The following is a 25,017-nucleotide window of genomic DNA, read 5'->3' as shown; positions in this document are numbered from 1 at the left end:
CGGGCAAATACTTCCCCGGGCCGCCTACAGCTCCCGCAGCCGGGCCACGGCCGCCCGCAGCGTGTCGTCCTGCTTGGCAAAGCAGAACCGAATCAGCCCGTGGTCCCGCCCGTCGTGGTAGAATGCGGATACCGGCACGACGGCCACTCCCACTTCCGTGGTCAGGTAGCGGGCAAAGCTTACATCGTCCTGGCTCGGGGCGAGCTTCTGGTAGCGGGCGAGCTGGAAGTAGGCGCCGGGCGCGGGCAGCAGCTCAAACCGAGTTTCCTGCATCAGCTCCCGAAACAGGTCGCGCTTGTGCTGGTAAAAGGCGGGCAGGCCGTGGTAAAGGTCGGCCTCAGCCAGCACGTCGGCCAGGGCATGCTGGGTGGGCGTGCTCACGCTGAAGGTGAGAAACTGGTGCACCCGGCGCAGCTCGGCCGTGAGGGCGGGCGGGGCCACGCAGTAGCCCACCTTCCAGCCCGTAGCGTGGTAGGTTTTGCCAAACGACGACAGCACGAAGCTGCGCCGGGCCAGGGCCGGGTGCTGGCGGGCGCTCCGGTGCCGGACCCCGTCGAATACCATGTGCTCGTACACTTCGTCGCTGAGTACGAGGATGTTGGTGCCCTCCAGCAAATCGGCCAGCTGCTGCCAGTCGTCCTCGGTCAGCATGGCGCCGGTCGGGTTGTGGGGCGTGTTCAGCATCACCAGCCGGGTACGGGGTGAAAAGGCCGCCTTCACCTGGTCCCAGTCGGGGCGGAAGTCGGTAAGCTGCAGGGGCACGTACACCGGAATGCCGCCCTGCAGGCGTATGGCCGGGCCGTAGAGGTCGTAGGCCGGCTCCAGCATCACTACTTCGTCGCCGGGGTGCACGACGGCGGCCAGCACGGCATACAGGGCTTCGGTGGCACCGCTGGTTACGGTTATTTCCGTAGCCGGATCGGGAGGAGCCCCGCCGTATACGGCCGCGGTTTTCTGGCTGATCAGCTCCCGCAGGCGGGGCAGGCCGGGCATGGGCGCGTACTGGTGGTGACCGTCGGCGCGGGCGTGCCGGGCCAGCGCATCGAGCAGCACCTGGGGCGGGTTGTAGTCGGGAAAGCCCTGGGCGAGGTTGATGGCGCCGTGCTCGGCCGCCAGCTGAGTCATCACCGAAAAGATGCTGGTGCCGACGTCCGGCAGCTTGGAGGTTACCTGAAGTTGATCCATGAGGGCAAGCAATGCGAAAAATCCGACAAATACAGCGGCGGCTACACCAGGGGAGCAGGGCTGACCTTCCCGGCAGCCAAACCAGCGTCGGGGGCTAAAGCCGAGGCCGGGCGGCAGTGGCCGAAAAACGCCCGGAAGGTGGTTCCCTCGCCCACGGTACTTTCTACTTCGAGCCGCCCGCCCTGCCCCTGCAGAATGCGGTTAACAAGGTAGAGCCCGATGCCCGAGCCCTCGGTATGGTCGTGGAAGCGGCGAAACAGCTGAAACAGCTGGCTGCCGTAGCGGGCCAGGTCGATGCCCAGGCCGTTGTCCTGCACCGACAGCACAAACTCCCCGGCTACCAGCTCGCTCCAGACCCGTACGTAGGGTGGGCGCTCCGGCGAAGCGTACTTGATGGCGTTGCTGACCAGGTTGTAGAACACGCTTTGCAGGTTGGTGCGCACGCACACCAGCGAATCGGCGGCCGAGAAGTTGGTTTCCACCACGGCCCGGGCCGCACTGATCTGGTCCCGGATGCTGGTCAGCACCTCTTCGCTCAGCTCGCGCAGCAGAACCGGCTCGGTGGGCACATCCTGCTGGCGGCGCTGCACCTGCACCACTTCGGCCAGGTCGTGAATGGTGGTGTAGATCTGCTGCAGGGCCCGCTCGAACATGGCAATGAGCTTGACGGCGTCGGGGTCGCGGAAGTAGGCCGTGCGGGTCAGCTCCTCGAAGATACCGGCCATGTTGTTGATCGGCTGAATCAGGTCGTGGGAGGCGGTGTACACGAAGCTGTCGAGCTCCTGGTTGATGCGGGTCAGCTCCTGGTTCTGGGTCAGCAGGCGCTGCTGGGCGCTTTTCACGTCGTCGATGTCGGTATAGGACCCAAACCAGCGCTGCACCTGGCCGGCGGCATCGCGCATGGGCAGGGCCTGGGCCAGAAACCAGCGGTACTCGCCGCCGCGGGCCCGCAGGCGCACTTCCTGCTCGAAGAAGATGCCCGTATCGAGCGACTGTTGCCAGCGCTGCACGGCCGGCTGCTGGTCGTCGGGGTGGAACAGCTCCTGCCAGTAGTGGGGCAGGGTTTCGTTGGTCGTGGTCAGCCCCGTGTAGTCCGACCAGCGCTGGTTGAAGTAGTCGGCCACGCCGGCCGGGTTGTTGGTCCAGATCAGCTGGGGGATGCTTTCAGCCAGAAACCGGAACTGCTCTTCGCGCTGGGCCACTTCGGCCGTAAGGCGCTCGGCCTGCTGCTTGGCCAGTACCTGGGCCGTTACGTCCACGGCAATAACGACCAGGCCTTCGGTGTGCCCCTGGGCATCGAGCTGGGGCTGATAGGTGAAGTTCAGGTAGCCCAGCTCGACCTGGCCGTGGGGCCGCAGCAGCTGTACCGGCACCTCGGTGCCCACGTAGGGCTGACCGGTCGCGTACACCTGGTCCATAATGCTGATATAGCCCTGGTCGATAAGCTCCGGTACGGCCTCAGCTAGCCGTCGGCCCAGAATGTCGCCGCGGTGGGAGCCCAGCAGCTGCTCGAACAGGGGGGAGGCAAATTCAAACCGGTGCTCGGGGCCCCGCATCACGGCAAACAGGATGGGCGCTTGGCTGAGCATGCGCTGCACGTACTGCTCGCGCCGCAGCAGCTTGCGCTGGGCCTGGCGCCGCTCGTCGATGTCGGTGCAGGAGCCAAACCACTTCACAATCTCGCCCTGGGCGTTGCGCTGGGGCTGGGCCTGCACCAGAAACCAGCGGTACTGCCCGTCGCGGCCCCGGAAGCGCAGCTCGTTTTCGTAGAACCGGCCGGTTTCCAGGGAATACTGCCACTGCTCCAGGCTGCGGGGGCCGTCCTCGGGGTGTACCAACGGCGCCCAGTTCTCGAACGTGGCCTCCTGCGGGTGCTGGCCCGTATAGTCTTCCCAGCGCTGGTTGGCGTAGTCGAGAACCCCGTCGGGCCGGGCCGTCCAGATAAACTGCGGAATCGTGTCGGCGAGAAACCGGAACTGCTCCTGCTGCTGCTGCATCAGCTGCTCCTGGTGCCGGGCCCGGGTTACGTTCTGCATTGCCCCCACGAGCCGCCGGGCGTGGCCGGCCTCGTCGCGCACGGCAATGATGCGGTCCACGATGTCGGCGTAGGAGCCATCGGCGCAGCGCAGGCGGTACTCGGCCCGCAGCAGCTCCTGCGGGCCCTGCAGAAAGTCCTCCAGGCGGCTAAGCAGCTCGGCCCGGTCGTCGGGGTGGAGCAGGGTGCGCCAGAAGTCAATGGTTTCCGGGGCTTGCGCGGCGGGGTAGCCGAACTGCTCCCCAAACCGGGCGTTGCGCCATAGCTCGTTGGTGCTCAGGTTCCAGTCCCAGATAACGTCGTTGGTTGCCCGGGCCAGGAGCTTGAAATCTGCCCGCCGGGTTTGCTGCTCGGCCTGTTTCTGATCGTCGATGTCGGTAGCCGTGCCCAGCCAGCCCAGTAGCCGGCCGGTTTCGTCCCGCAGGGGGCGGGTCTGGCAGCGGTGCCAGCGGAAGGTGCCGCCGGCCCGCCCGATACGGGCTTCCGCGGTCAGCGTCTGCTCTGGGCTGTTCTGCACCCGGCCCTGGTCGTCGGGGTGCCAGCAGGCGGCAACGCCCCGTTCGCACAGCGCCTCCGCCGTAGTGCCGGTCAGGGCCAGCCAGGCCGGGTTGCAATGCTCCGCCGAGCCGTCGGCAGGCGTCAGCCAGGCCGGATACGGCAGCGCGTCAAGCAGTTGCTCGGGGCGCAGGGTAAACGGAAGGGCAGCGTCGGGCATAAAACAGCGGCAGGGCGGGCGGGAAGGTAGGCTAAATATAGACCCATAAACGACGATGCTATGGTTTCGCCGGCTGTTTCGCCCGACTGGTCCGAAATCGACAAGCCCCGCGCACATCCGTGGGCGGGGCTTGTCGGGCAAGTTGAGCGGTATCTACCGTTGCGCTACGGGCTTGAGCTTAGCGGCAAACGCCTTGCGGAACTTCTCGATCTTGGGCGTCGATACGCTCTGCACATAAGGGTTTTCGGGGTGAATGCGGTAGTAGCCCTGGTGGTAGTCCTCAGCGGGCCAGAACTGCGTGAAGGCCGTTACCTGGGTTACGATGGGGTTGCTGTAGTGCTTGGCGGCATTCACCAGCTTGATGGTGGCCTCGATCAGCTGCTTTTCCTGGGGCGTGCGGTAAAAAGCAACCGAGCGGTACTGGGGGCCGACGTCGGGGCCCTGGCGGTTAAGCGTGGTCGGGTCGTGAGCAGCCAGGAAGAAAACGTCGAGCAGCTCCTGGTAGCTGATCTGCTTGGGGTCGTAGTACACCTCAATGGCTTCGGCGTGGCTGGTGGCGCCGCTGCCAACCTGCTCGTAGGTGGGCTTCTGCTCTTTGCCGCCGGCGTAGCCCGACACGACTTCGCGCACGCCGCGCAGCTCCTCGAAGATTTCCTCGGTGCACCAGAAGCAGCCGCCGGCAAAGGTGGCCACGGCCAGGTCCTGCAGATTGGTCGGCGCCTTGCCCGCGGTGGAGCGTTTCAGTGTCTGGGCATCGGAGTTGTTCTGGGCGCAGGCGGCCACCAGCAGGAGCAGGCTGAGCAGGGAAAGTCGAAGGTTTTTGATGGGTAGTTTCATAATGGGCAGACCTACGAAATAGAAGGGGCGTTGGACGGGCCGGACTGCCGGCCACGGCCGGAAATCCGGCTGGCATGGTAACACAACCCCACCCGGTTTAGTTGTCGGGTAGCTGCCGACCGGTTTTTTATCTGCCGGCTGAGACAGACAAAAGCCCTTGGTTTGCGCAGCTATTCTAGCAGAGAGCGTATGCGGCTGCTTTTTTTACCGGCCTTGTCCTATTCCAGCCCCTCAGTATTGCCACGTTAAGCCACACGGCAACAGCCCCGGGCGTGACTGCGGCAGCGGTAAAATGACGCAACTTGCACCTTCACCGCGAAGCGTGCGTTATTTAACCGGCGTATTGCCTGTTCTCCTGAGCTACCTGCTATGACCCTGCGCACCTTATTCGAAGCCGAATACCTGACGGTCTCCTTTGACTATCTGAATGAGTGGTTTTACCTCGACTGGAAGGGCGAGCAGGACCTGGCTTCGGTGCAGCAGGGCTGTGAGCAAGTCTGGCTGTTGTTCCAGAACGAGCAGTGCCGCCGCGCCATCAACGATACCAGCCACGTCACGGGCATGTGGTCGGATGCCGCCGAGTGGGTCGGCCGCGAGTTTCTGCCCCAGGTAGCCGACGCCGGCCTCGAGTACATTGCCTGGGTGTATTCGCCCGACGTGTACAGCCGCCTCTCCACCGACCTCACCCTGCAGATGGCGACCAAGCCGGTCGTCGTTGCCTTTGATGACCTGCCCACCGCCATTGCCTGGCTGAAGCAGATGTAGGGGGGCTTTAGTTGTCCGTTGTCCGTTGTTAGGGCATTCACGAGCCTAACAACGGACAACGAACAACCAGCCTGTACTAGTTGCCGCCGGCTGCTTTCGTGCCGGATTTGGCGCCGAGCTGGGCCAGCAGCTCCTTCACGGCTGTGTCGAGCTGCACGTCCCGGTCGCCGTAGCTTTCCCCGATCGGGCGCACCGAGGGCACATCTACCGGGCGAGGGTTCATTTCCATGATCTTGCCGTCGCGGGTGGCGGTGATGGTCGTAGACGGCAGGCGCAGGCTGGAGCCGTCGAGCAGCGACACGTTGGACGTAAAGATAATCCAGCCCCCGGTGGGTTCCCCCACGATTTTGCCCAGGTTTAGCGCCCGGTACCCTTCGCTGAAGTCCTCGGCGTCGGACAGGGAGTGCTGGTTGGTGACGAGCACCGTGGGCAGCTCCAGGGCCCGCTGGCCCAGCGCCCCCCGCGCCGGCCCCGACTGCGCCTGGTTGCGGCCGGTCATGGACAGGTAGCTGCGGCGGGCGAGCACGTCGATGGCGTACACGTTCACGAAGCCGCCGTTGTTGTTACGCACGTCCACCACCACGCCGTCCCGACCCATGTTTTCGGTGTCGAGGTCAAGGTAAAGCTGCGCCAGGGAGCCCGCCGACATGTCGTACATGTGCACGTAGCCCAGTCGGCCCCCGCTCACGCGGGCCACGTAGGCCCGACGCTCCTCTACCCATTGCCGGTAGTCGAGGGCTTTCTCGGTTTCGCGGCTGATAGGCCGCACCACTACGTCGCGGGCCGCCGAGGGAGCTGCCGACCGGCCTTTTTTGGTGTCAGCACCGGCCGGGGCAGAAGCCACGCGCAGCAGCACCCGGCGGCCTACTTTGTACTGCAGCAGCTCGTCGAGGTTGGTGGTCGGCGTGATGGGCGTGCCATCGACGGCCAGCAGGTAGGAGCCGGGCTGCAGGCCGGCCAGGGCGGCGGCACTCAGGGGCAGCACGCTGGTGATGCGCAGGCGGCCGTGCTGCTCGTACTCGGCCGCATCAAAGCGCAGGCCCAGGCGGCCGGTGGAAGGAGCCACGCTGGTGCCGGCGGCCGGGGCCGGGCCCAGGCCGGTGTGGGAGGCGTTCAGCTCTCCGATCATCAGGTTAATTAGGCGGCGGGACTCGTCCACGGTGCGGGCCCCGGCTACGAGGGGTGCAAACTCGTCGTGCTTGGCCTGCCAGTCCACCCCGTTGAACTTGGGGTCGGCAAAATGGTCGCGCAGGTAGCTCCAGGCCTGCTCAAACACGGCCTGCTTTTCCTGCTCGAAGTCCACATCCATCTCCGCCGAAACGGCCAGGGTGCGGGGCGTGCCTTTTCCGGCTTCCACCGGCACCACCTGAATGCGGCCCTGGTCGAGGTAGTAAACTTCCTTGCTGTCGGGCGAGAACTGGGCTTCTCGCTTCAGGCCAGTGGTCGACGTCAGCTGCCGCACCACCGGGGCTTCCTTGCTCAGCTCATCCAGCGGGTATACGTACAGGTTGGTTTGGTTGGCCGCAAAGCCTACCAGCAGCAGCCACTTGCCGTCGGGGCTGATGGCGTGGGAGCCAACGTTTACGCCAATCGGCAGCAAGCTCAGCCGGCGGCGGATGTCCTCAAACACAATATGGACCGGCGGCTTGCCGGAAGAGGCCGCGACCGACGAATTCTTGCCGCGCTTGGCTTTCGGTGCTTTGGTCCGAGTTGTATCCGCAGCCGCGGCCGGCAGGGCGTTGGGGCGGGGCGTACTGGTAGCGGGCTTCACGGGCGGGGCCGTGTTCTTGTCGGGCGCGGTGGGGCTGGGTGCGGGCTGCTCCCGGAACAGGTCCCGGAACTGGTCTTCGCGGAAGCGCGGCGTGCGGGGCAGCAAATCGATACGGGCCACCTGAGCGTCTTCCGTGCGCTGCCCGGTGTCGAACAGCACGTACTTCCCATCGGGGCTCCACGACACGGCGTTGCTGTTGGAGTTGGCTACGAAGCTGATCGGCCGCGCGGCTCCGCCGTTGGCGGGAGCTACCATCACGTTGGTGAAAAACCGGTTGCCGGAGGGCATAAACGCCAGCCAGCGCCCGTCCGGCGACCAGGCAATGGACCGCTCGGCGTGCAGGGGCGGGCGGTCGAAGATGCCGGTAGCCACCACGCGCTCCTGCTTCGAGGCCAGGTCGAGTACCCGCAGCTCCCGGGCGTCGCGCTCAAAGGCCAGTTCCTTGCCGTCGGGCGACAGGCGGGGAGCCGCGTCGTTAAGGCGGTCGTTGGTCAGGCGGGTTTCCTTGCCGCTGCCAAAGTCATAGCTGTACACGTGGGTGGCTCCGTCGCGCTCGGAGAGGTAGAGCAGGCGGCGGGAGTCGGGAGCCCAGGTGATGTCCGACTCCGCGGCGGGCGTCAGCGACAAGCGGGTGGCGTCACCCCCGTCGGTGGCCGAAGCGGCAAATACCTCACCGTGCACCACAAAGGCCACTTTCTTGCCGTCGGGCGAGACGGCCAGCTCCTGCAGGCGGTCGGTGAAGCGCACTCGCTCAATGGCCGTACCGGCCGGGGCTCCCCGCCGCCGCACCGCGACTTCCTTGACCTGCCCGTTGTCGGTGTCCATCGTCCAGAGCTTGAAGTTGCGCTCGAAGGCAATCAGCTTGCCGTCGGCCGAGATGCTGGGCCACAGCACCCGCCCGTCTTTAAACGAGGTTACCTGCCGGGGCTCAGCGGCGCCGCCGCCCACGCCCAGCACCCAGAGGTTTTCGGCCCCGTTCCGGTCCGAAACATAGAACAGGCGCTGACCGCCGCTGCCCCACATCGGCCACAGGTCCTTGGCGCCGCGCTTGGTCAGGGCCTCGTAGGCGGTGGGGCCGCTACCTTCGCGGCGCAGCCAGATTTCGGCTTCGTCGAGGTGGCTGTGCCCGTGCCGCCACCACTGGTTGGAAGCCACGCCCCGGGCCGAGAAAGCCAGGGTGCGCCCGTCGGGGCTGGGTGCGGCGAAGAACTCGTTGGCGTAGCGGTCGGCACTGACGGCAGTGGGTGTACCGCCCGTGGCCGGCACCCGGTAGATGTCGTTCATGCCCGCGATGTCGCGGCTGGTCGAGGAGAAGTACAGGTAGCGGCCGTCGGGCGACCAGGCGTCGAGCTGGTCGAGGCCATCGTCGAAGGTGAGGCGGCGCAGGTCCCCGGTTTCCAGGGTCAGCACGTACACGTCGCCGTTGCCGGAGCGGTTGGAGCTGAAGGCGAGGTAGCGGCCGTCGGGCGAGTACAGGGGTCGGCTTTCGGTGGCCGGGTGAGCGACGAGCAGGCGGGCCTCCCCGCCGGTAATGGGTGTGGTCCAGATGTCGCCCCCCGACACGAAAGCCAGCTCGCTCCGGTCGGGCGACACGGCGGGCTCGGAGAAATAAGGTACGGCCGGGGCCGCGGAGGCCGCCAGGGGCAGAGCCCCGACAATAGCAGCCGTCAGCAGACGACGCGCGGCAGGCCGGAATGAGGAACGGGAAGAGCGGATCATGGGAAGTGTGGGAAAGCAGTAAAACGCAAAACGAGTGCGGGTGCAAGTTGCTGAAAAGTTGCACTGATTTTATGTAAACTACTACTGTAACACTAAAATACTCTGTTGGTGGAAACGAGCAGCTGATATTTCGTCTTCGGCCTCAAAGGGGCTAAAAGAGCGGATGGTGCCTGAAAGAAATGTGATAAATACGTATCAAATGCCGCGTGATATACCTAGCCGGCCGTTCACTGCGGAGCTTATCTTTGAATGCCCGACCTACTGCCCGATGCCCGCTGTATATAACTCTTCCACGTTGCGGATCCACCTTTACCCGGATCAGTCGATTCTGGAAACGGAATGGCTGGATTTTGCGCAGGGCGAAGTGTTGCGCAGTGGCTACAGCGAGGCGATTCGCCTGGCACGGCAGCACGGAGTCCGGGGCTGGGTTGCGAACCAGAAAAATATGCGCACGATCCGGCCTACGGACCAGGACTGGATTGCCGAGCACATCATGCCCTCGCTGCGGCAGTTGGGCCTGCTGCGCATCGGTATCGTCAGCTCCGACGATGCGCTCAACCGGATGGGTATCAAGAGCATTCTCGCCCGCTGCCCTTTGGGTATCGATATGCAGTTCTTCCCGGATGCCGTAGCTGCCCGGCAGTGGGTTTCGGAAGTAACCGTACCGGCGTAACCGCTTAGGCCTAAAACGCAAAACCGCCGACCCGGATCTGGGTTGGCGGTTTTATTGGGATGGACAGCGACTTACCGCGTGCCGCTGGTAGTGCCGGAAGAGGTGGTTTTACGCTTGGTGCCACGGGTGCCGCTCGTGGTCGAGGATTTGGTCCGGGAGCCGCTGGTCATCGAGCCCCGGGTGTTGCCGGAGCCGGAGCGCGAACCGGAAGTCGTACCCATCGAACCCGAAGTGGAGCTGCCCCTGGTGCCCGACGTCGAGCCCATCGAGCCGCTGCCGGAGCCCGAGCCGGAGGTCGTACCCATCGAGCCGCTGCCGCTGGTAGAGCCGCCCGAACCCGACGTCGTCATGGAGCCGTTCCGGCCGCCACCCGAGCCGCTCGTGGAGCCGCTGGTAGAGCCTGCGGTCGAGCCGGAAGTGGTGCCCATCGAACCGCCGCTGCGGCCAGTGGTGGAGCCCATCGTCCCGCTGGTCGAGCTTCCGGAGGTGGTGCCCGACGTTGAGCCCGCGGTGGTGCGGCCGGATGTGGAGCCGCCCGACGTAGTACCACCCGTGCCGGATGTCGATTGGGCCGAAGCGGCGGTGAGGCCGGCCGTCAGGGCCGCAACAAGGAGGAAAGTCTTTTTCATAGTGGTGGTTGGTTAGGGTGGTTGACTGGCAGCCTGCCGGAAAGGCAAAGCAGTGACGTGTACGAGGGTTAGTTCAGAGTGTTTATTACTGAGTTAAAAGAATTTAGCTTGCGAAAAGCTACGGTTAAGCTTCCTCCAAAGGCACTGGCTGGGCTCTATTCAGACAGCTGTCGCCGGAGCTAGTCCGCCCGGGCTGCTACCTTCGGGACTTACCGCTACTGCTATGCCGCTACCCTCTGCGCCGGGCCGCTCCCGGGTCTTTCGCCAATTCCTGCTTCTGCTGTTGCTGCCCATGGTCGGGGGCACCGCCGCGTTCCGTCCCGCCGCCGATGAGGTAGTGGAACGAATCCTGAAAAGCGTCGTGGGGTTTTACCAGGCAGCCCTGCCCGAAAAGGCGTATCTGCACCTCGACAAAGCCTTTTATGCCACCGGCGAAACCATCTGGTTTAAGGCGTATGTGGTGGACGCCGGCCAGCACCGCCCCGATACCCTGAGCAAGGTGCTGTACGTGGACCTGGTTTCGGCCGGGAAGCAGGTAGTGGCTCGCCGGACGCTGCGGCTGCAGAATGGATTAACTCATGGTGACCTGGCTTTGCCCGATACGCTGCCGGCCGGCAGCTACCTGATCCGGGCCTATACCAACTGGATGCGCAATGCCAGTCCCGACTTCTTCTATTCCCGGCAGCTTGCCATCTGGCCGGCCGGTACCGCACCGGCCGGTACGGGCACTCCGGTCGGCAAAGCCGGCAAGCGCAGCGCCGCCGTACCCGCAGTAGCGGCCCGCACCAACGTGCAGTTCTTTCCCGAAGGTGGTACCCTGGTGGATGAGCTGGAAAGCGTGGTCGGCTTTAAGGCCACCGACGCCTACGGCCGGGGCGTGGACGTGAAAGGAACCCTGCTCGATGCCCAGGGCAAAGCGGTTACCACCTTCAGCAGCCACCACCTGGGCATGGGCTCGTTCCGGTTTACGCCCGCGCCGGGGCAGCGCTACCGGGCCAGCGTCACGCTGCCGGGCGGCACCACGGCCGAGTACCCGCTGCCGGCTGGTCAGCCCAGCGGCTACGCCCTGCGGGTAGTGGAAACCAACGACTTCTTCACGGTGATTGTGCGCCGCCGGGTTCCGGCCGGAGCCGCTGCGGGCGGCAACATCCTGCTGGTGTCGCACGTGCGGGGGCAGCTGGCCTTCGTGGGGCAGGGAGCCGTCAGCGGGGCCGACCCGTTCGTGGCCCGGGTGCCGAAAAGCCGGTTTCCGGCCGGCGTGGTGCACTTCACCGTGTTCGACGAGCAGGGCCAGCCCCAGTGTGAGCGACTGGCGTTTGCCCTGACCGAGCAGCCCGTGCGCGTCACGCTCACGCCTGATAAGCCCAGCTACGGCCCCCGGGAAGCGGTGCAACTCACCGTCAGCGCGACGGATGCGGCCGGTAAGCCCGTGGCCGCCCGGCTGTCGGTGGCCGTGGCCGATGCCGGCGCGGGCAGTGCGGGCGAGTCTATTGCCTCGAACCTGCTGCTGACCTCCGACCTGGGTGGCCGGGTGGAAAGCCCCGACTATTACTTCCAGGAAAATACGCCCGACGTGCGGCAGGCCCTCAACGACCTGCTGCTAACCCAGGGCTGGCGGCGGTTTGTGTGGAAGCAGGTGCTGGCCGGGCAGCAGCCCCCGCGCGACTTCGTGCTGGAGCAGGCCCTGAACCTGGGCGGGCAGGTCACCACTCCCAACCAGAAGCCCGCCGGCGGCAGCCAGCTCACCTTTTTGCAGGACCGGCCCGAAAAGCTGTTCCTGACTGCTACCACCGACGCGGAGGGGCGGTTTCTGTTTCGGGGCTTCACCGGGCGCGACACGGCCCGCATTACCCTGCAGGCCCGCACCGCCAAGGGCGGGCGCAACCTCGTCATCCGCCTTACCGACGCCCCCGGCGCCGCGGGTGTGGTGCTGGCGCCGCTGCCGCCCACGCCTCCCGCAGCGGTAACCGACTACGTGCGCCGCAGCCAGCAGCAGCAGAGCGCCGAGCGCAGCTTCCGCCTCGATACCACCAAAAGCACCCTGCTCAAGGGCGTTACCATTCAGGGTAAAAAGCAGGAGGAACCCACCGACCCGCGCCGCATCTATTCCCTGGCCAACGCCACCGTAGTAAAGCCCGCCGACTTTCCGCAGTCCTCGACGTTTTCCATTCTGCAGCTGCTTCAGGGCCGGGTGCCGGGCGTGGCCATTACGGGGCAGGAGCCCAACATGAGCATTCAGATTCGCGGCGCCTCGTCCATTGAGGGCGACAACAGCCCCGTTATCCTGCTCGACGGCGTGCCCGTTACGCTTGATGCCATTGCCTACTACCCCGCTGCCGACGTGGAATCGGTGGAAATCCTGAAGGGCGGGTCGGCGGCTTCCTTCGGCGGCAACGGGGCCAACGGCGTAATTGCCATTCTCACCCGCCGCGGCAACCCCAGCTACAACTACCGCAAGGAGGCTACCCCGGGCCTGCTGACCCTGCGCATGCCGGGCTACTACCGGGCCCGGGAGTTTTACGCGCCCCGGTACGAGGCTTCGGCCAAAGCTCCCCGGCCCGACCCGCGCCGGACCACACTCTTCTGGGCGCCCAACGTACAGACCGATGCTACCGGCCGCACCCAGCTTACGTTTTACACGGCCGATGCCGGGGGTACCTTTCAGGCTACCGCTGAGGGCCTGACTTCAAACGGGCAGCCGGGCCGGGGTACCGGCACGGTGCTGGTGCGGGACAGGTAACGTGGAAAATGTTGAATGCTAATTGTTGAATGCTGAATGAATCGGATGGGCGTACTACACGGAAAACTTAGCCTTCAACATTTAAAACTGTTTGCTCCGGGGGTGCTGAGTCTGTTTGCGGCCCTGACCGGAAGTGCTCAAAGCCTGCCGCTGCTCGAGCAGAACCCGCCTTCGCTGCCATGGCGGGAAGTACGCACTCCCCACTTCCGGGTGCTCTACCCCGCCGGGCTCGACTCGACCGCTCAGCGCACTGCCCGCCGCCTGGAGCAGGTGCGGGAGCCGGGCACCGCCACCCTGGGCGTAAAGCCCCGCCCGATTGCCGTGGTGCTTCAGAACCAGACCACCGTCAGCAACGGTTTCGTCACCTTTCTGCCTCGGCATTCCGAGTTTTTCATCACGCCTCAGCAGGCCATGGACCTGGGCACGGTAGACTGGCTCGACGGGCTGGTCATTCACGAATACCGGCACGTGGGGCAGTTTGAAAAGGCCCGGCAGGGCGTGGGCCGCATCCTGGGGCCGCTGTTTGGCGACGGCGCCCTGGGCATTGCCGCGGTGGGCGTGCCGCAGTGGTTTTTCGAGGGCGACGCCGTGGGCACCGAAACCGCCCTGACCCGCAGCGGCCGGGGCCGGGTACCCAGCTTCGGGGTAGGCCTGCGCGCCAACCTGCTCAGCGGCCGGCGGTACGCGTATCCGAAGTCGGTGAACGGCTCGTTGCGCGACAACGTGCCCAACTGGTACGTGCTGGGCTACTTCATGACGTCGTACCTGAAGGTGCACCACGGCCCGGGGGTGTGGTCGTCGGTGTTCGATAGGTACTACCGGTTTCCGTTTTACCCGTTCTCCTTTTCCCACGCCGTCCGCCGCACCACCGGCCTGCGGGTAGAGCAGCTGTACAACCGCACCATGCACGAGCTGGACTCGGTCTGGCGGGCCCAGCAGCGGGCTCAGCCGGCCGAAACGCCGGTACGGGAGTTTGTCGTGCGGGAATCGGAGCGGGTGTTCACGCAGTACGAATACCCGCAGTATGTCTCCGACAGTACGGTGCTGGCCTTCAAGAGCGGCCTGGGCCATATTCCGCAGCTGGTAAAGCTTAGCCGCCGCGGCCGGGAGGAAAAGGTGTTTGTGCCCGGCCTGCTGAATCTGCCCGAGATGCTGTCGGTAAACGGGGGCAGGGCGGTGTGGCCGGAGTTTCGGGTGCACCCACGCTGGGGGCAGAAGATCTGGTCGGAGCTGAAGGTGCTGGACCTGGCCTCGGGTAAGCTGACGCGCATCGGCAAAGAAGGACGCTACTCGGCCGCGGCCCTCTCGCCCGACGGCAGCCGCCTCGTGGCCGTGCAGACCGACCCCGGCTACCATCATTCCCTGGTCGTTCTGAATACCAGCACCGGAGCCGTGGAGCAGGTGCTGCCCAACCCGCAGAACGACTTCTACCTGCAGCCCCGCTGGCACCCCGACGGCCGCCGCATCGTGGCCGTCACGCTCAAAAAGGCCGGGAAGACTATTGAGGTGCTGGACCCGGCCAACGGCTCGGTCCGGGCCCTGCTGCCGGTGGCCAACGTGAACCTGACCAACCCCCAGCCCTGGGACGACTTTGTGCTCTATAACTCGCCCCAGGCCGGTATCGACAACATCTTTGCCGTAAACATCAGTTCGGGCCAGACCTACCGCGTCACGTCCCGGCCGTTCGGCGCCTACCAAGCGGCCGTTGCTCCCGACGGCCGCCACCTGGCGTTCCACGACTACCGCGCCACGGGCAGCCGGGTTGTGGAAATGCCCCTCGACCCCGCCGCCTGGACGCCGGTACCAACCGCCACGGCCGATGCCCCCGGCATTTACGCGGCGGAGCTGTCGGCCCAGGAGCCGGCCGGGGCGGGCATTGCGGCGCTGCTGGCCCAACCCGATACCAGCACGGTGCGCTACGGCGTGCAGCGCTACTCGCCCCTGCGCCACGCCTTTAATGTGTTCAGCTGGGGACTGGTGCAAAGCCCGACCGGTAATGGCGTGACGCTTGGCGTCCGGTCCCAGGACCTGCTCAGCACCACCCAGGCCTTTGCCGGCATCGGCTACGACCAGGTGGAACGCACCGGCAGCGTTTCGGGGGGCATCAGCTACCAGGGCCAATTCCCGGTGCTCGACGTCGACGTAACCTACGGGGGGCGCAACGCCGCGCTGTACACCGACCGGGTGCAGCCGCTCGATACGCTGGTGCGGGACCAGTGGCGCTACGCCCGGGTGACGGCCGGGATGCGGGTACCGCTCACGCTCACACGCTCCCGATTTCTGCAGGGCCTGAGCCTGGGGTCGTACTACCTGCACGAACGGGTGTACGACTACGACCTGCCGGTACGGCGCCGTACCGAAGTCAGCGCCACCCGCCCGTTGCATGCCGTGCAGACGACCCTTTTCTACGCCAGTCAGCTCAGGCAGAGCGCCCGGGACGTGGCTCCCCGGGCCGGGGGAAACCTGCTGGCAACCTGGCGCACGACGCCGTTCGGGACCGGCCTGAAGGCCGGGCAGCGGGCAGCCCAGGCCAGCCTGTTTCTGCCCGGCCTGGGTCGGCACCATGCCCTGCGCCTGCGGGCCGGCTACCAGTGGCAGGACCAGCGCCAGTACCAGTTTGCGCCGGCCGTGTCGTTTCCGCGGGGCGAAAGCTACGTGAGCTTCGACCGCCTTCGTACCAGCAGCGCCGACTACTACCTGCCCCTGGCCTACACGCACTGGAACCTGGGCCGCCTGCTCTACATCCAGCGCCTGCGGGCCACTGCCTTCCTCGATATGGCCCGCGGTGAAACCCAGAGCCGGCAAACCAACTACCGCAACGTGGGCCTCGACGCGCTGGTCCTGTTCAACGTGCTGCGCCTGCGCACCCCGCTCGAAGGCGGCGTCCGGGTCGTCTACAACACCTACCGCAAAACCTGGGTAGTCGAGCCGCTGGCGTTTAATATTCGGTTTTAGGGCTTAGGGACTTAGGTCTTAGTGCAAACGCCCAATAATAAAAGGGACCTTAACTTCGGTTGCGGACCCTTTTTGTAACCTGACGTCAGGAGGGCAGTACCATTCTAAGGTCCTAAGAATTAAGCCCTACCGCTCGTAGAGAAACTCGGACTTTCCCTGCTTGCCGGTGCGGCGCCGCTCTTCTTCCAGGGCCCGGAGTTCCACCCGCCGGATCTTGCCGCTGATGGTCTTGGGCAGCTCGGGCACGAATTCCAGGATGCGGGGCATCTTATACGGTGCCAGGTGTTCCTGGCTGTAAGCGAACAGCTCGGCGGCCAGCCCGGCAGTAGCCTCCGTTCCTGGTCGCAGAATCACAAACGCTTTGATTTCGTGCCCCTTGATAGGATGGGGAGAGCCGACTACGGCCGCTTCCACCACGGCCGGGTGCTCTACCAGCACGCTTTCCACTTCAAACGGACCCACCCGGTAGTCGCTGGACTTGATAACGTCGTCGTCGCGGCCTACAAACCAGAGGTAGCCGTCCCGGTCGGCGTAGGCTTTGTCGCCGGTGTAGTAGAGGCGGTGGTGAAACACGCTGGCCCGGCGCTCCGGCTCCCCGAAGTATTCCTTGAAGATGCCGTTGGGCCGGGCCGTATCAGTGCGCACGGCAATATGGCCTTCTTCCAGCGGCGGGAGCATGTTGCCTTCCTCGTCGGCAATAACGATGTCGTACATAAACGACGGCCGGCCCATGGAGCCCGGTCGCACCTCGGAGCCGGGCAGGTTGTAGATCATGGCGGTGCTTTCGGTTTGCCCGTACCCGTCGCGGATCTGAATGCCGGTGCCCCGCTGCCAGGCGTCAATCACCTCGGGGTTGAGCGGCTCCCCGGCGCTGACGCACTCCCGGAAGCTGAACCGGTACCGGGTCAGGTCTTCGAGGATAAGCAGCCGCAGCACGGTGGGCGGGGCGCAGAAGCTGGTAACTCCGTGCTTCTCCAAAGCGGCCAGCAGGGGAGGAGCCGCAAACCGGCCGGCATTCTGGTACACCACCAAGGTCGCGCCCACGTTGAGCGGGGCAAAAAAGCTGCTCCACGCAAACTTGGCCCAGCCCGCCTGGGCGATGTTGCAGTGCCGGTCGGAAGGGCGCAGGCCAATCCAGGCTGCCGTGCTCAGGTGGCCGACGGGGTAGGAGAAATGCGTGTGGGTAACGACTTTGGGCAGGCCCGTGGTGCCGGAGGTGAAGAACAGAAACAACGGGTCGTCGGGGCGGGTGCGGGCCGCTTGGGCGGTACCATCATAGCCCGCCGTTTCGCTGAAGCTCACCCAGCCCGGCCGGGTTGCATCACCCACCAGCATCTTGAGCAGAATAGGCTTGCCGATACGTTGCTCGGCCTCGTCAATCTTGGCGGCATTTTCGGCGTCGGCAACAACCACCGTCGGTAGCAAACGGCCAAAGCGGTATTTTAGGTCCTTGACCGTCATGATAGTAGCCGTGGGAATCAAAACCTGCCCGCCTTTGATGCCCGCCACGTAGGTGTCCCACAGCTCGGCGCACACCGGCACCATCAGCAGCACCGCGTCCTGGGAAGCCACGCCCTGGTCCTGCCAGTAGCAAAGCAGGCGGTTGGCCCGGGCGGCCAGCTCCGCGTAGCTTATTTCCCGGGTGCTTTCGTCATCGACCAGGAGCAGGGCGGCTTTTTCGGGGTGCCGGGCCACGTGCAGGCCTTCGAAGATATCGGTGGTCCAATTGAAGTGCTGAATCTTAGGCACCGGCAGCTCATCAAGCTCCTGGTAGCTGCCAGCCTCGGCAATGCGCTGAAACTGCTGAAAGTAGGTTTGCATGATGGTGAAGGTTGCTTTTGGCTCTTGGCCGCTGCCAGCTTGTTCGAACGGAGAAGCTCAGCCGGAGTTGCTGAAAGCAAGCTATACTAACTAACCCGGAACCTTCCGCCACAGCCGTCAGCTGCTCCGGAACGGATGCCCGCCCCGGGCCAGGCGCCCGGCCAACTCCACGGCCCGCCGGGCACGGGTGTCCGCCTGCCGGGCCTCGTTTACATGCCGGGCCATGGCCCGCTTCATGGCCCCGCTCTGACGCTGAAAGGCGGTTTCCGCTTCCGGCCAGGCGTCGAGGGCTTCGCTCAGCTCCGCCGGCAGCTCCACGTGCTCGGGGTTGGGGTCGGGAGACAGGGTGAGGACCAGCTCCTGACCGGGGCGGAGGCCCAGGCGCTGGCAGAGGTCTTTGTTGAGCATCAGGTACCGCTGCCCGGCGCCCATCGGCAGCAAGCCCAGGCGCAGGGTCTGGCCGTCCACGGTCACGAGCACGCGCTTCACGGCTTTGCCGCCCAGCTCTTCGACCACCGACGCGGGCACCACCACAATCTGGGTGGGCATAAAGCTCGGGCCGCCCTTTTCCAGGCGGGTCGGCATCGTGACGGAGGGCATTTCCATAGCCGGAAAGGTAGCAGGGCCGGGCGAGAATCAACCCCGGCGCGGAGGAGGCATCCTGAGGCAGCTATGATTAATTAGTAATTAAGAATCAGGAATTAAGAATTGATTCTGCGGCATCGGTCAGTATCTTCTCTAAACAACCAACAACCAACAACCAACAACCAACAACCAACAACCAACAACCAACAACCAACAACCACACCTGATGAAACCTTTTGCTACAGGGCTGGTTTCTGCGTATTCCTTTTTCCCCTCCCCACTATGAAAGTCGAAATCTGGTCTGATATCATGTGTCCGTTCTGCTACATCGGCAAGCGGCGCTTTGAAGCTGCCCTGCAGCAGTTTTCCCACTCCGAAGAAGTTGATATTGTGTGGCGCAGCTTCGAACTGGACCCGTCCATGCAGAACAAGCCCGGGCAGAGCATTCATGAGCTGCTGGCCGAGCGCAAGGGCATATCGGTGGCCCAGGGCCGGCAGATGAACGACCACATGGCGCAGGTAGCCCGGGAAGTTGGCCTGCAGTACGACTTCGACCGCGTAGTGCCGACCAACACCTTTCTCGGTCATCAGCTTATTCACCTGGCCGCTGAGCACGGCCTGCAGGGCGCGGCCAAGGAGCGGCTGTTTGCCGCCTACTACACCGAGGGTCAGAACCTCGGCGACCTGGAAACGCTGGTCAGGCTGGGCGCGGAAATCGGTCTGGACGAAGCCGAAACCCGCACCGCGCTGAGCAACGGCACCTACGCCGAAGCCGTGCGCCACGACGAGTACCAGGCCCGGCAGATCAACGTCCGCGGTGTGCCCTTCTTCGTGTTCAACGACAAGTACGCCGTATCCGGCGCCCAGCCCAGTGAGCTGTTCCAGGAAGTGCTGGGAAAGGTGTGGGAAGAAACCAAGCCGCTCCAGCACGTAGCCACCGACGGCCCCGCCTGCGGCCCGGAAGGTTGTTAGGGCGCTTAGGTCGTTCAAAAGAAAAGGGCCCGTAACGGAAGTTGCGGGCCCTTTTTCTAACCTGACATTAGCAGGGCAGTACCCACCCTAAGCCCCTAAGCCCCTAAGCCCCTAAGCCCTCCTCCAGCTCCCGCGTGATGAAGTCCACTTCCTGGGGGGAGAGGGTGAGGTCGATGGCGCGGGCGTTCTGCACGGCCTGCTCGGCGTTGCGGGCTCCGACGAGGGCTACCGAAATGCCCGGCTGCGCCAGCGTCCAGCGCAGCACCAGCTGCCCCAGCGTGGCGCTCTTGCTTTCGGCCATCGGCCGGATCTTGTCCAGGAACCGGTTGACGCGGGTCACGAACTCGGGCTTGAACAGCGGGTGGGTAGCGCGCAGGTCGCCTTCGTCGAAAGGCTGGCCCGGCCTGATCTTACCGGTCAGCAACCCGAGCTGTAGGGGGCTGTAAGCCAGAATAGCCTTGCCGTGCTCCACACAGTAGGGCACTACGTCCTTTTCGATGTCGCGTCGCACCATGCTGTAGGGCACCTGGTTGGAAGCCAGGTTCAGGACCTGCTCGGCTTCCTGCATCTGGGCCACGCTGTAGTTGCTGACGCCGGCGGCCCGGACCTTGCCCTGCTCGATCAGGCGCTGCACGGCTTCCATCGTTTCGGCAATGGGCGTGGTCACGTCGGGCCAGTGAATCTGGTAGAGGTCGATATAGTCGGTGCCCAGGCGGCGCAGCGAGTCTTCGCACTCCCTGATGATGCTTTCACGGCCGGCGTACTTGTACACGTCGATGTCCTGGCCCTCGTTGTTCCTGCTTTTCATGGACAGGGTGCCCTTCGCCAGATCCCAGCGCATGCCGAACTTGGTCAGGATCTGCACCTGGTCGCGCGGCAGGCTTTTGATGGCCTCGCCCACGATTTCCTCGCTCAGCCCCTGCCCGTAGATCGGGGCAGTATCGATGCTCGTGACGCCCAGGTCGAACGAGGCGTGAATGGCGCCGACGGCATCGTTCTGCTCGGTGCCGCCCCACATCCAGCCCCCGGCCGCCCAGGAGCCGAAGGTGATGCGCGAAACGGTAAGGCCCGACGAGCCCAGCTCAATATACTCCATCTGAATACGGTGTTTTAGTAGATGATAAAGCCGGCTCCCGGGCCGGCGACGAACTGGGTTAACCCCGCCGGGCAGCCGAAGGTTATGGCCGGCTGTCAGTCGCAAGTTTTATTGATGCAGGGTCTGGTTGCCAATCAGGCCGAAAAACCCTGTTTCCGGGGCCCCGTATGCCGGGGAAGAAGCAGCTGCTTTCTGCCCAACACACCCCCTGCCATGACCACTGACCCTCAGAACTCCGCTTCTCCCGCCGACGACGCCCCGCAGACCAACCCGCTGGTTGGCCCGCCTTCCGATGGCCCCGGCCGCCTGCCCGGCACCGACGACCAGCAGCCAGCCCCCGAGGCCGAAGCCCTCACCCAACGCCAGGTGCCGCAAAAGGGCCTTGACTCCGGCCAGGACTCTGGCGCCAAAGGCGAGAGCTACGGGGGCAACATGAGCAACAGCACCCAGGGCAGCTACCGCGACTCCGACCGGATCGAGAATCAGCTCAGCAGCCCCGGCCGGGGCGAGTTCGGGCCCCAGGGGCCGGGCAGCACCCAGGGCGGCTACGGCGACCAGTTTCGCGGCGACGAAACCTACAACGGTGAGCTGGGCCGGCAGGGCGCTACCCGCGGGGGCTACGACGGCGGCCACCCAATCAACAACACCGGCTCGGAAGAGCAGGACCCTCAGGGCAGCACGTTCGGGCACCAGCCCGGCAGCCCCCAGGCCGGCACTACCGTGGACCCGCACTACCGCAACGACAACGCCTCCCCCCAGGCTCCCAGCTCGGGCTTCAGCGAAGACTACGGCCGCACGTCCCTGGGTGGGGCTGCTGGTGCCCGTCCGGCGGCCGATAAAGCCGGGGAGCCGGTACGCAACCAGACCGAAGACTACATTCCGGCCCAGCCCGACGGCAGCGGCCTGAACCCCGGCGTATCCTATACCCCGGAGCCCACGCGGCACGGCTCGGGAGAAGGGCTGAACGGTTTAAACGAGGCGGGGCGCCCGGCCACCGGTCCCGCAGCCGACCGGCAGGAAGCCGCCGGCTCCCGCACGGGCTACACCAAATCAGCCGGGGAGGCCAGCTTCCAGGGGAGTGAGACTGCCGGCGTGGGCTCCCGCGGCGGCTCCTACAACGACCCCGTCGATACCATGAACCCGGCCGCCGGCGCCGCCTCGCCAACCAAGGACGACTACCGCCGCGACCGGCAGGACCAAACCGCGCAGCAGACCCCCAAGCAGGACGACGATGCCGACTATGGCCCGGCCCCCCGCCGCGCCGCCGACCGCAACGAGGAGCCGGACAAGCAGTAGGTTCGGAGCTGCGTAAATCAAACCGCCCGGTCGGGTCCTTCGGAAAGAAGGCCGGCCGGGCGGTTTGATTTAGGCAGCCAGATTCGCGTGTTGCGGAACGATGTTGCTGTTCCTGCGCTACTACTGCCTTTTATTCTAGCTCCTGGCTCCTGCCTTACGGCAGCTCCCGCTGGAAGTGGGTTTTCAGGATGTCGTTGACTTTCTCTTTGGTGAGGGGCTTGCTGAGGTAGCCGGCAATGCTGGCTTCCTGCACGCGCTGCACGTCGCGCGGGTGCAAGGACGTCGTCAGCATGATAATAACGACCGACTGCCGCTGGGGCAAACTCAGCTGCTCGTAGGCTTCCAGAAACTCGAAGCCATTCATGACCGGCATGTTCACGTCGAGCAGAATCAGCTGAGGGCACTCGCCCTGCTTGCTGGAGTCCTGCAGCATGTCCAGCGCCTCCTGCCCGTTGCGGGCTACCAGGAGCTTGTCGGTAACAGCCAGGTTTCGGAGCAGCAGCTGATTCAGAAAGTTGGTGGTCTGGTCGTCATCAACCAACAGGGTACAGCCTAGCTTTTGCATGGAGAAAGGGGGAGGGGCGGTAGAAGGGCAGGTCCGAAGCTATACGGGAAACCGGGCAACGACGGTTTTACGCCAGCACGCCCAGGGCCAGCAGGTCCTGGCGCAGCTGCTCCGGCGTCTGAAACAGCAGCGCGTGCAACCCCAGGGCTTCAGCGGCCCGGATGTTCCGCTCGTTGTCATCGATAAACACCGCCTGCCCGGGCTCCAGGTCGTAGCGCGTAAGCAGCAGCTGGTAGAACGCCGGCGCGGGCTTGCGCATCTTCTCGGTGCCCGACACCACGATACCCTCAAACCAGCTTAGAAACCCGAACTGCTGCTGGGCTACCGGAAACGTCTCGGCCGACCAGTTCGTGAGGGCGTAGAGCGTGTAATTGCCCGCGTCGCGCAGCTCGGCCAGGATGTCGACGGTACCCTGGATGGCGCCGCCCAGCATTTCGGGCCAGCGGCCGTAGAAATGCTCGATCAGCTCCCGGTGCTCGGGGTGCTGAGCGGCCAGCAGGGCCGTGCCCTCGGCCAGGGAGCGGCCGGCATCCTGTTCCTCGTTCCAGTCGGGCGTGGTGATGGTGTCGAGAAAGCGCGTCATCTCCGCCTCATCGGCAATCAGCTTGCGGTAGAGGTAGCGCGGGTTCCAGTCGATGAGCACTCCGCCCAGATCAAAGATGACGGCCGTGATAGAGGAAGCAGACATAAAAAGCGCGGGGTTGATATTCGCCGGCAAAGCTACAGCACGCGTCTGCAACTACCGCAACTTGCCGCTACCCCCGGCTAGCGGCGGGCCGCCGGACTGATAAAGCTGAACGAGCGGCCCTGGTAGCGGGGCAGCTGCAGGGCGTCGCGGAGCTGTACAAACGACTGGTAGGGTGCCACCGGGGCCACCATGTTCACCAGCCACGCGGGCAGCTCCCCGCCCGGGTCCACCAGAAAGGTATAGTCGATCTGCAGGCGGTTGGAGCCCACCGGCCGCACCTGCCACTTCCCCGACCAGTACGGAATCCGGACCAGCCCGGCCTGAGGGGCCACCAGACCGTTGGCCGCCGTGGTATTCATCACCAGCACCTGCTGCCCGGCGTCGTAGGCAAACTGCAGGTGCATCACCAGGTCACGGTCGGCCACGGGCGGGGGCATGTCGGTTTCGAGGTAGTAGTACAGCTCGGTTTCGCTCGGGCGGCGCAGCAGCCGGGCCGTTCTGGTGCGGCTGATTACTTGGGGGTAGTTGTCGACGTCGGAGTACAGCGCCACCAGCTGGCTGAGGGTGCCGGGCATTTCGCAGTGCACCCTGATTTCCTTGAGCCGACTGTTGGGCAGAAAGCGTGAATACACCCGGATACCGTCCTTGTCCGTCTCCAGGTGCCAGCCAGCCTTGTCTTCCGCCCGGGGTGGGGGAGAAGCCGCGCCGGCAAAGGCCGTCAGCAGGGCAGAAAGCAGGCAAAGCGTACGAAGAAGTGACATAATGCAGCCGCAGCGGAAAAAGACCAACCGCGAAAATACGACCATTGCCGTTACCACCGCAACCGCTAAGCAGCCGGCCGCCGGACTCCGACGCGGAAAGGCCAGCAGCCGCCCGCGCCGGGCGGGATTTGAAAGTTTTTCGTTGAAAAAGATTTGAGTATCAGCTTTATTCGGTTGCGTGGATATATTTAGCCGGCCATTTACACCTGACATCCGGTATGAAAAAAACCTCTACGCTCGTTGCTTCCTTATTTCTCGCTGCCCTCGGGCTGGCTAGCGCCACCTCCGCCCGGGCCCAGACCGCCAACTACCTGCCGCTCGCCGTTACCGGCTTCAACCAGGATGTAGTAGCCAACGGCGCCGGCGCCGTCACGGCTTCCACCACCGCCGACGTCGATGGGGGCGCGCTCAACAACCGGTTTACCTTTATGGCGCCCAGCTTCGTGAGCCCGACCGGAGCCGTGCCCACGACCTTTCTGCCCGCCTCCGGCCTGATCAGCAGCGCGGCTACCCCCGGCCTCACCTTCCAGCTCGCGCCCTATACGGCCAGCAACACCCTGCGCCTGGCCGACATCAACTCCGGGGTGCTGACCGTAACCGCACCCCAGCCTGCCCGGGAACTGTACCTGCTCGTCACCTCGGGCAACGGAGCCAGCACGTTCACCGTCACCGTCGGCTACACCGACAACAGCTCCGACGTATTCGCGGGCCAGTCGGCGGCTGACTGGTTTGGGGGCAGCGGCTTCGCTATTCAGGGCATCGGCCGGGTAAACCGCGACAACAACGCCATTACCAACAGTACGTCCGACCCCCGCCTCTACCAGCTGCGCCTGATCTTGCCCCTGACCAGCCAGGTCAAGACGATTCGGACCATTACCATCAACAAAACGGTAGCTACGGGCGTGCTCAACGTAATGGCCGCTACCATCAACGCCGTGCCGCTCAGTACCCGCCCCGCCCGCGCCGACTTCGGGCTGCACGCCTACCCCAGTCCCGCCACCGACGTGCTGACCGTCCGTGCCCAGCAGCCGGCCGCTGGACCGGCCTGGGTCCGGCTGCTCGACCTGGACGGCCGCCTGCTGCAGGTGCAAACGGTGCAGGGCGGGCGGGCGTCGTTCCGCTGCGAAAGTCTGCCGGCCGGGCTGTATCTGGTGCAGTACCAGGCCGGCAGCCAGTCGCAGACGCTGCGGGTGGTAAAGCAGTAACCGT

At 64.9% G+C, this 25,017-nt stretch carries 18 protein-coding genes; 7 read left to right on the top strand and 11 right to left on the bottom strand.

Annotated features, from left to right (window positions below; all coding sequences use genetic code 11):
* Positions 1 to 24: 24 nt before the first annotated feature.
* The 3 genes from LJY25_RS12570 to msrA form a co-directional block, all read right to left on the bottom strand.
* Positions 25 to 1,185 carry a methionine aminotransferase gene (locus LJY25_RS12570; RefSeq protein WP_227608697.1) on the bottom strand — a complete coding sequence of 387 codons (1,161 nt, stop codon included), beginning with the start codon at positions 1,183 to 1,185 and terminating at the stop codon, positions 25 to 27.
* Between the two features lie 41 nt (positions 1,186 to 1,226).
* Complete coding sequence (locus LJY25_RS12565; protein ID WP_227608696.1) at positions 1,227 to 3,935, bottom strand: PAS domain-containing sensor histidine kinase; 2,709 nt, start codon at positions 3,933 to 3,935, stop codon at positions 1,227 to 1,229.
* A 153-nt stretch (positions 3,936 to 4,088) separates the two neighbouring features.
* On the bottom strand, positions 4,089 to 4,772 hold the full coding sequence (gene msrA / locus LJY25_RS12560) for a peptide-methionine (S)-S-oxide reductase MsrA (RefSeq protein WP_227608695.1): 684 nt from the start codon (positions 4,770 to 4,772) through the stop codon (positions 4,089 to 4,091).
* Positions 4,773 to 5,141: 369 nt separating this feature from the next.
* On the opposite strand from msrA, the gene LJY25_RS12555 reads away from it, so the two are divergent.
* A complete protein-coding gene (locus LJY25_RS12555; protein WP_227608694.1) occupies positions 5,142 to 5,537 on the top strand; it encodes a hypothetical protein in 396 nt (131 codons plus the stop codon).
* Positions 5,538 to 5,613: 76 nt separating this feature from the next.
* On the opposite strand, the gene LJY25_RS12550 is transcribed toward LJY25_RS12555, so the two are convergent.
* Entirely contained in the window at positions 5,614 to 9,027 is a 3,414-nt protein-coding gene (locus LJY25_RS12550; protein WP_227608693.1) for a S41 family peptidase, read from the bottom strand.
* Positions 9,028 to 9,295: 268 nt separating this feature from the next.
* Between LJY25_RS12550 and LJY25_RS12545 the strand changes: the two genes are divergently transcribed.
* Entirely contained in the window at positions 9,296 to 9,700 is a 405-nt protein-coding gene (locus LJY25_RS12545; RefSeq protein ID WP_227608692.1) for a hypothetical protein, read from the top strand.
* 71 nt (positions 9,701 to 9,771) lie between these two features.
* On the opposite strand, the gene LJY25_RS12540 is transcribed toward LJY25_RS12545, so the two are convergent.
* Positions 9,772 to 10,329 carry a hypothetical protein gene (locus tag LJY25_RS12540; protein WP_227608691.1) on the bottom strand — a complete coding sequence of 186 codons (558 nt, stop codon included), beginning with the start codon at positions 10,327 to 10,329 and terminating at the stop codon, positions 9,772 to 9,774.
* Between the two features lie 223 nt (positions 10,330 to 10,552).
* Here LJY25_RS12540 and LJY25_RS12535 point away from each other — a divergent pair, with 223 nt between their 5' ends.
* Both LJY25_RS12535 and LJY25_RS12530 read left to right on the top strand, forming a co-directional pair.
* Positions 10,553 to 13,069 (top strand): TonB-dependent receptor plug domain-containing protein, encoded by a 2,517-nt coding sequence (locus tag LJY25_RS12535; protein WP_227608690.1) that lies wholly within the window; start codon positions 10,553 to 10,555, stop codon positions 13,067 to 13,069.
* Between the two features lie 102 nt (positions 13,070 to 13,171).
* On the top strand, positions 13,172 to 16,024 hold the full coding sequence (locus LJY25_RS12530; RefSeq protein WP_227608689.1) for a TolB family protein: 2,853 nt from the start codon (positions 13,172 to 13,174) through the stop codon (positions 16,022 to 16,024).
* Between the two features lie 126 nt (positions 16,025 to 16,150).
* On the opposite strand, the gene LJY25_RS12525 is transcribed toward LJY25_RS12530, so the two are convergent.
* Positions 16,151 to 17,845 (bottom strand): acyl-CoA synthetase, encoded by a 1,695-nt coding sequence (locus tag LJY25_RS12525; RefSeq protein ID WP_227608688.1) that lies wholly within the window; start codon positions 17,843 to 17,845, stop codon positions 16,151 to 16,153.
* A 117-nt stretch (positions 17,846 to 17,962) separates the two neighbouring features.
* On the bottom strand, positions 17,963 to 18,451 hold the full coding sequence (locus LJY25_RS12520) for a YdeI/OmpD-associated family protein (RefSeq protein ID WP_227608687.1): 489 nt from the start codon (positions 18,449 to 18,451) through the stop codon (positions 17,963 to 17,965).
* Between the two features lie 261 nt (positions 18,452 to 18,712).
* Between LJY25_RS12520 and LJY25_RS12515 the strand changes: the two genes are divergently transcribed.
* A complete protein-coding gene (locus LJY25_RS12515; protein WP_227608686.1) occupies positions 18,713 to 19,402 on the top strand; it encodes a DsbA family oxidoreductase in 690 nt (229 codons plus the stop codon).
* A gap of 103 nt (positions 19,403 to 19,505) precedes the next feature.
* Here LJY25_RS12515 and LJY25_RS12510 read toward each other — a convergent pair whose 3' ends face one another.
* Entirely contained in the window at positions 19,506 to 20,498 is a 993-nt protein-coding gene (locus tag LJY25_RS12510) for an aldo/keto reductase (protein ID WP_227608685.1), read from the bottom strand.
* 213 nt (positions 20,499 to 20,711) lie between these two features.
* On the opposite strand from LJY25_RS12510, the gene LJY25_RS12505 reads away from it, so the two are divergent.
* A complete protein-coding gene (locus LJY25_RS12505; RefSeq protein ID WP_227608684.1) occupies positions 20,712 to 21,794 on the top strand; it encodes a hypothetical protein in 1,083 nt (360 codons plus the stop codon).
* A gap of 154 nt (positions 21,795 to 21,948) precedes the next feature.
* On the opposite strand, the gene LJY25_RS12500 is transcribed toward LJY25_RS12505, so the two are convergent.
* The 3 genes from LJY25_RS12500 to LJY25_RS12490 all read right to left on the bottom strand — a co-directional run bounded on the left by LJY25_RS12500 (position 21,949) and on the right by LJY25_RS12490 (position 23,808).
* Entirely contained in the window at positions 21,949 to 22,359 is a 411-nt protein-coding gene (locus LJY25_RS12500; RefSeq protein WP_227608683.1) for a response regulator, read from the bottom strand.
* Between the two features lie 67 nt (positions 22,360 to 22,426).
* Complete coding sequence (locus tag LJY25_RS12495; protein WP_227608682.1) at positions 22,427 to 23,047, bottom strand: HAD family hydrolase; 621 nt, start codon at positions 23,045 to 23,047, stop codon at positions 22,427 to 22,429.
* A gap of 77 nt (positions 23,048 to 23,124) precedes the next feature.
* Complete coding sequence (locus LJY25_RS12490; RefSeq protein ID WP_227608681.1) at positions 23,125 to 23,808, bottom strand: SRPBCC family protein; 684 nt, start codon at positions 23,806 to 23,808, stop codon at positions 23,125 to 23,127.
* A 218-nt stretch (positions 23,809 to 24,026) separates the two neighbouring features.
* Here LJY25_RS12490 and LJY25_RS12485 point away from each other — a divergent pair, with 218 nt between their 5' ends.
* Positions 24,027 to 25,013 (top strand): T9SS type A sorting domain-containing protein, encoded by a 987-nt coding sequence (locus LJY25_RS12485; RefSeq protein ID WP_227608680.1) that lies wholly within the window; start codon positions 24,027 to 24,029, stop codon positions 25,011 to 25,013.
* Positions 25,014 to 25,017 lie beyond the last annotated feature (4 nt).

It is taken from the genome of Hymenobacter translucens (genome assembly GCF_020685205.1).
Classification (GTDB): Bacteria; Bacteroidota; Bacteroidia; order Cytophagales; family Hymenobacteraceae; genus Hymenobacter; species Hymenobacter translucens.
The sequence above is the reverse complement of the archived record's forward strand: the minus strand, read 5'-3'. Positions and strand labels throughout refer to the sequence as shown.

Coding starts and splice junctions, on each gene's coding strand:
- LJY25_RS12490 (WP_227608681.1), bottom strand. CDS start 23,808: ATGTCACTTCTTCGTACGCTTTGCCTGCTTTCTGCCCTGCTGACGGCC.
- LJY25_RS12535 (WP_227608690.1), top strand. CDS start 10,553: ATGCCGCTACCCTCTGCGCCGGGCCGCTCCCGGGTCTTTCGCCAATTC.
- LJY25_RS12550 (WP_227608693.1), bottom strand. CDS start 9,027: ATGATCCGCTCTTCCCGTTCCTCATTCCGGCCTGCCGCGCGTCGTCTG.
- LJY25_RS12510 (WP_227608685.1), bottom strand. CDS start 20,498: ATGGAGTATATTGAGCTGGGCTCGTCGGGCCTTACCGTTTCGCGCATC.
- LJY25_RS12545 (WP_227608692.1), top strand. CDS start 9,296: ATGCCCGCTGTATATAACTCTTCCACGTTGCGGATCCACCTTTACCCG.
- LJY25_RS12520 (WP_227608687.1), bottom strand. CDS start 18,451: ATGGAAATGCCCTCCGTCACGATGCCGACCCGCCTGGAAAAGGGCGGC.
- LJY25_RS12515 (WP_227608686.1), top strand. CDS start 18,713: ATGAAAGTCGAAATCTGGTCTGATATCATGTGTCCGTTCTGCTACATC.
- LJY25_RS12485 (WP_227608680.1), top strand. CDS start 24,027: ATGAAAAAAACCTCTACGCTCGTTGCTTCCTTATTTCTCGCTGCCCTC.
- LJY25_RS12555 (WP_227608694.1), top strand. CDS start 5,142: ATGACCCTGCGCACCTTATTCGAAGCCGAATACCTGACGGTCTCCTTT.
- LJY25_RS12525 (WP_227608688.1), bottom strand. CDS start 17,845: ATGCAAACCTACTTTCAGCAGTTTCAGCGCATTGCCGAGGCTGGCAGC.
- LJY25_RS12500 (WP_227608683.1), bottom strand. CDS start 22,359: ATGCAAAAGCTAGGCTGTACCCTGTTGGTTGATGACGACCAGACCACC.
- LJY25_RS12570 (WP_227608697.1), bottom strand. CDS start 1,185: ATGGATCAACTTCAGGTAACCTCCAAGCTGCCGGACGTCGGCACCAGC.
- LJY25_RS12495 (WP_227608682.1), bottom strand. CDS start 23,047: ATGTCTGCTTCCTCTATCACGGCCGTCATCTTTGATCTGGGCGGAGTG.
- LJY25_RS12540 (WP_227608691.1), bottom strand. CDS start 10,329: ATGAAAAAGACTTTCCTCCTTGTTGCGGCCCTGACGGCCGGCCTCACC.
- msrA (WP_227608695.1), bottom strand. CDS start 4,772: ATGAAACTACCCATCAAAAACCTTCGACTTTCCCTGCTCAGCCTGCTC.
- LJY25_RS12505 (WP_227608684.1), top strand. CDS start 20,712: ATGACCACTGACCCTCAGAACTCCGCTTCTCCCGCCGACGACGCCCCG.
- LJY25_RS12565 (WP_227608696.1), bottom strand. CDS start 3,935: ATGCCCGACGCTGCCCTTCCGTTTACCCTGCGCCCCGAGCAACTGCTT.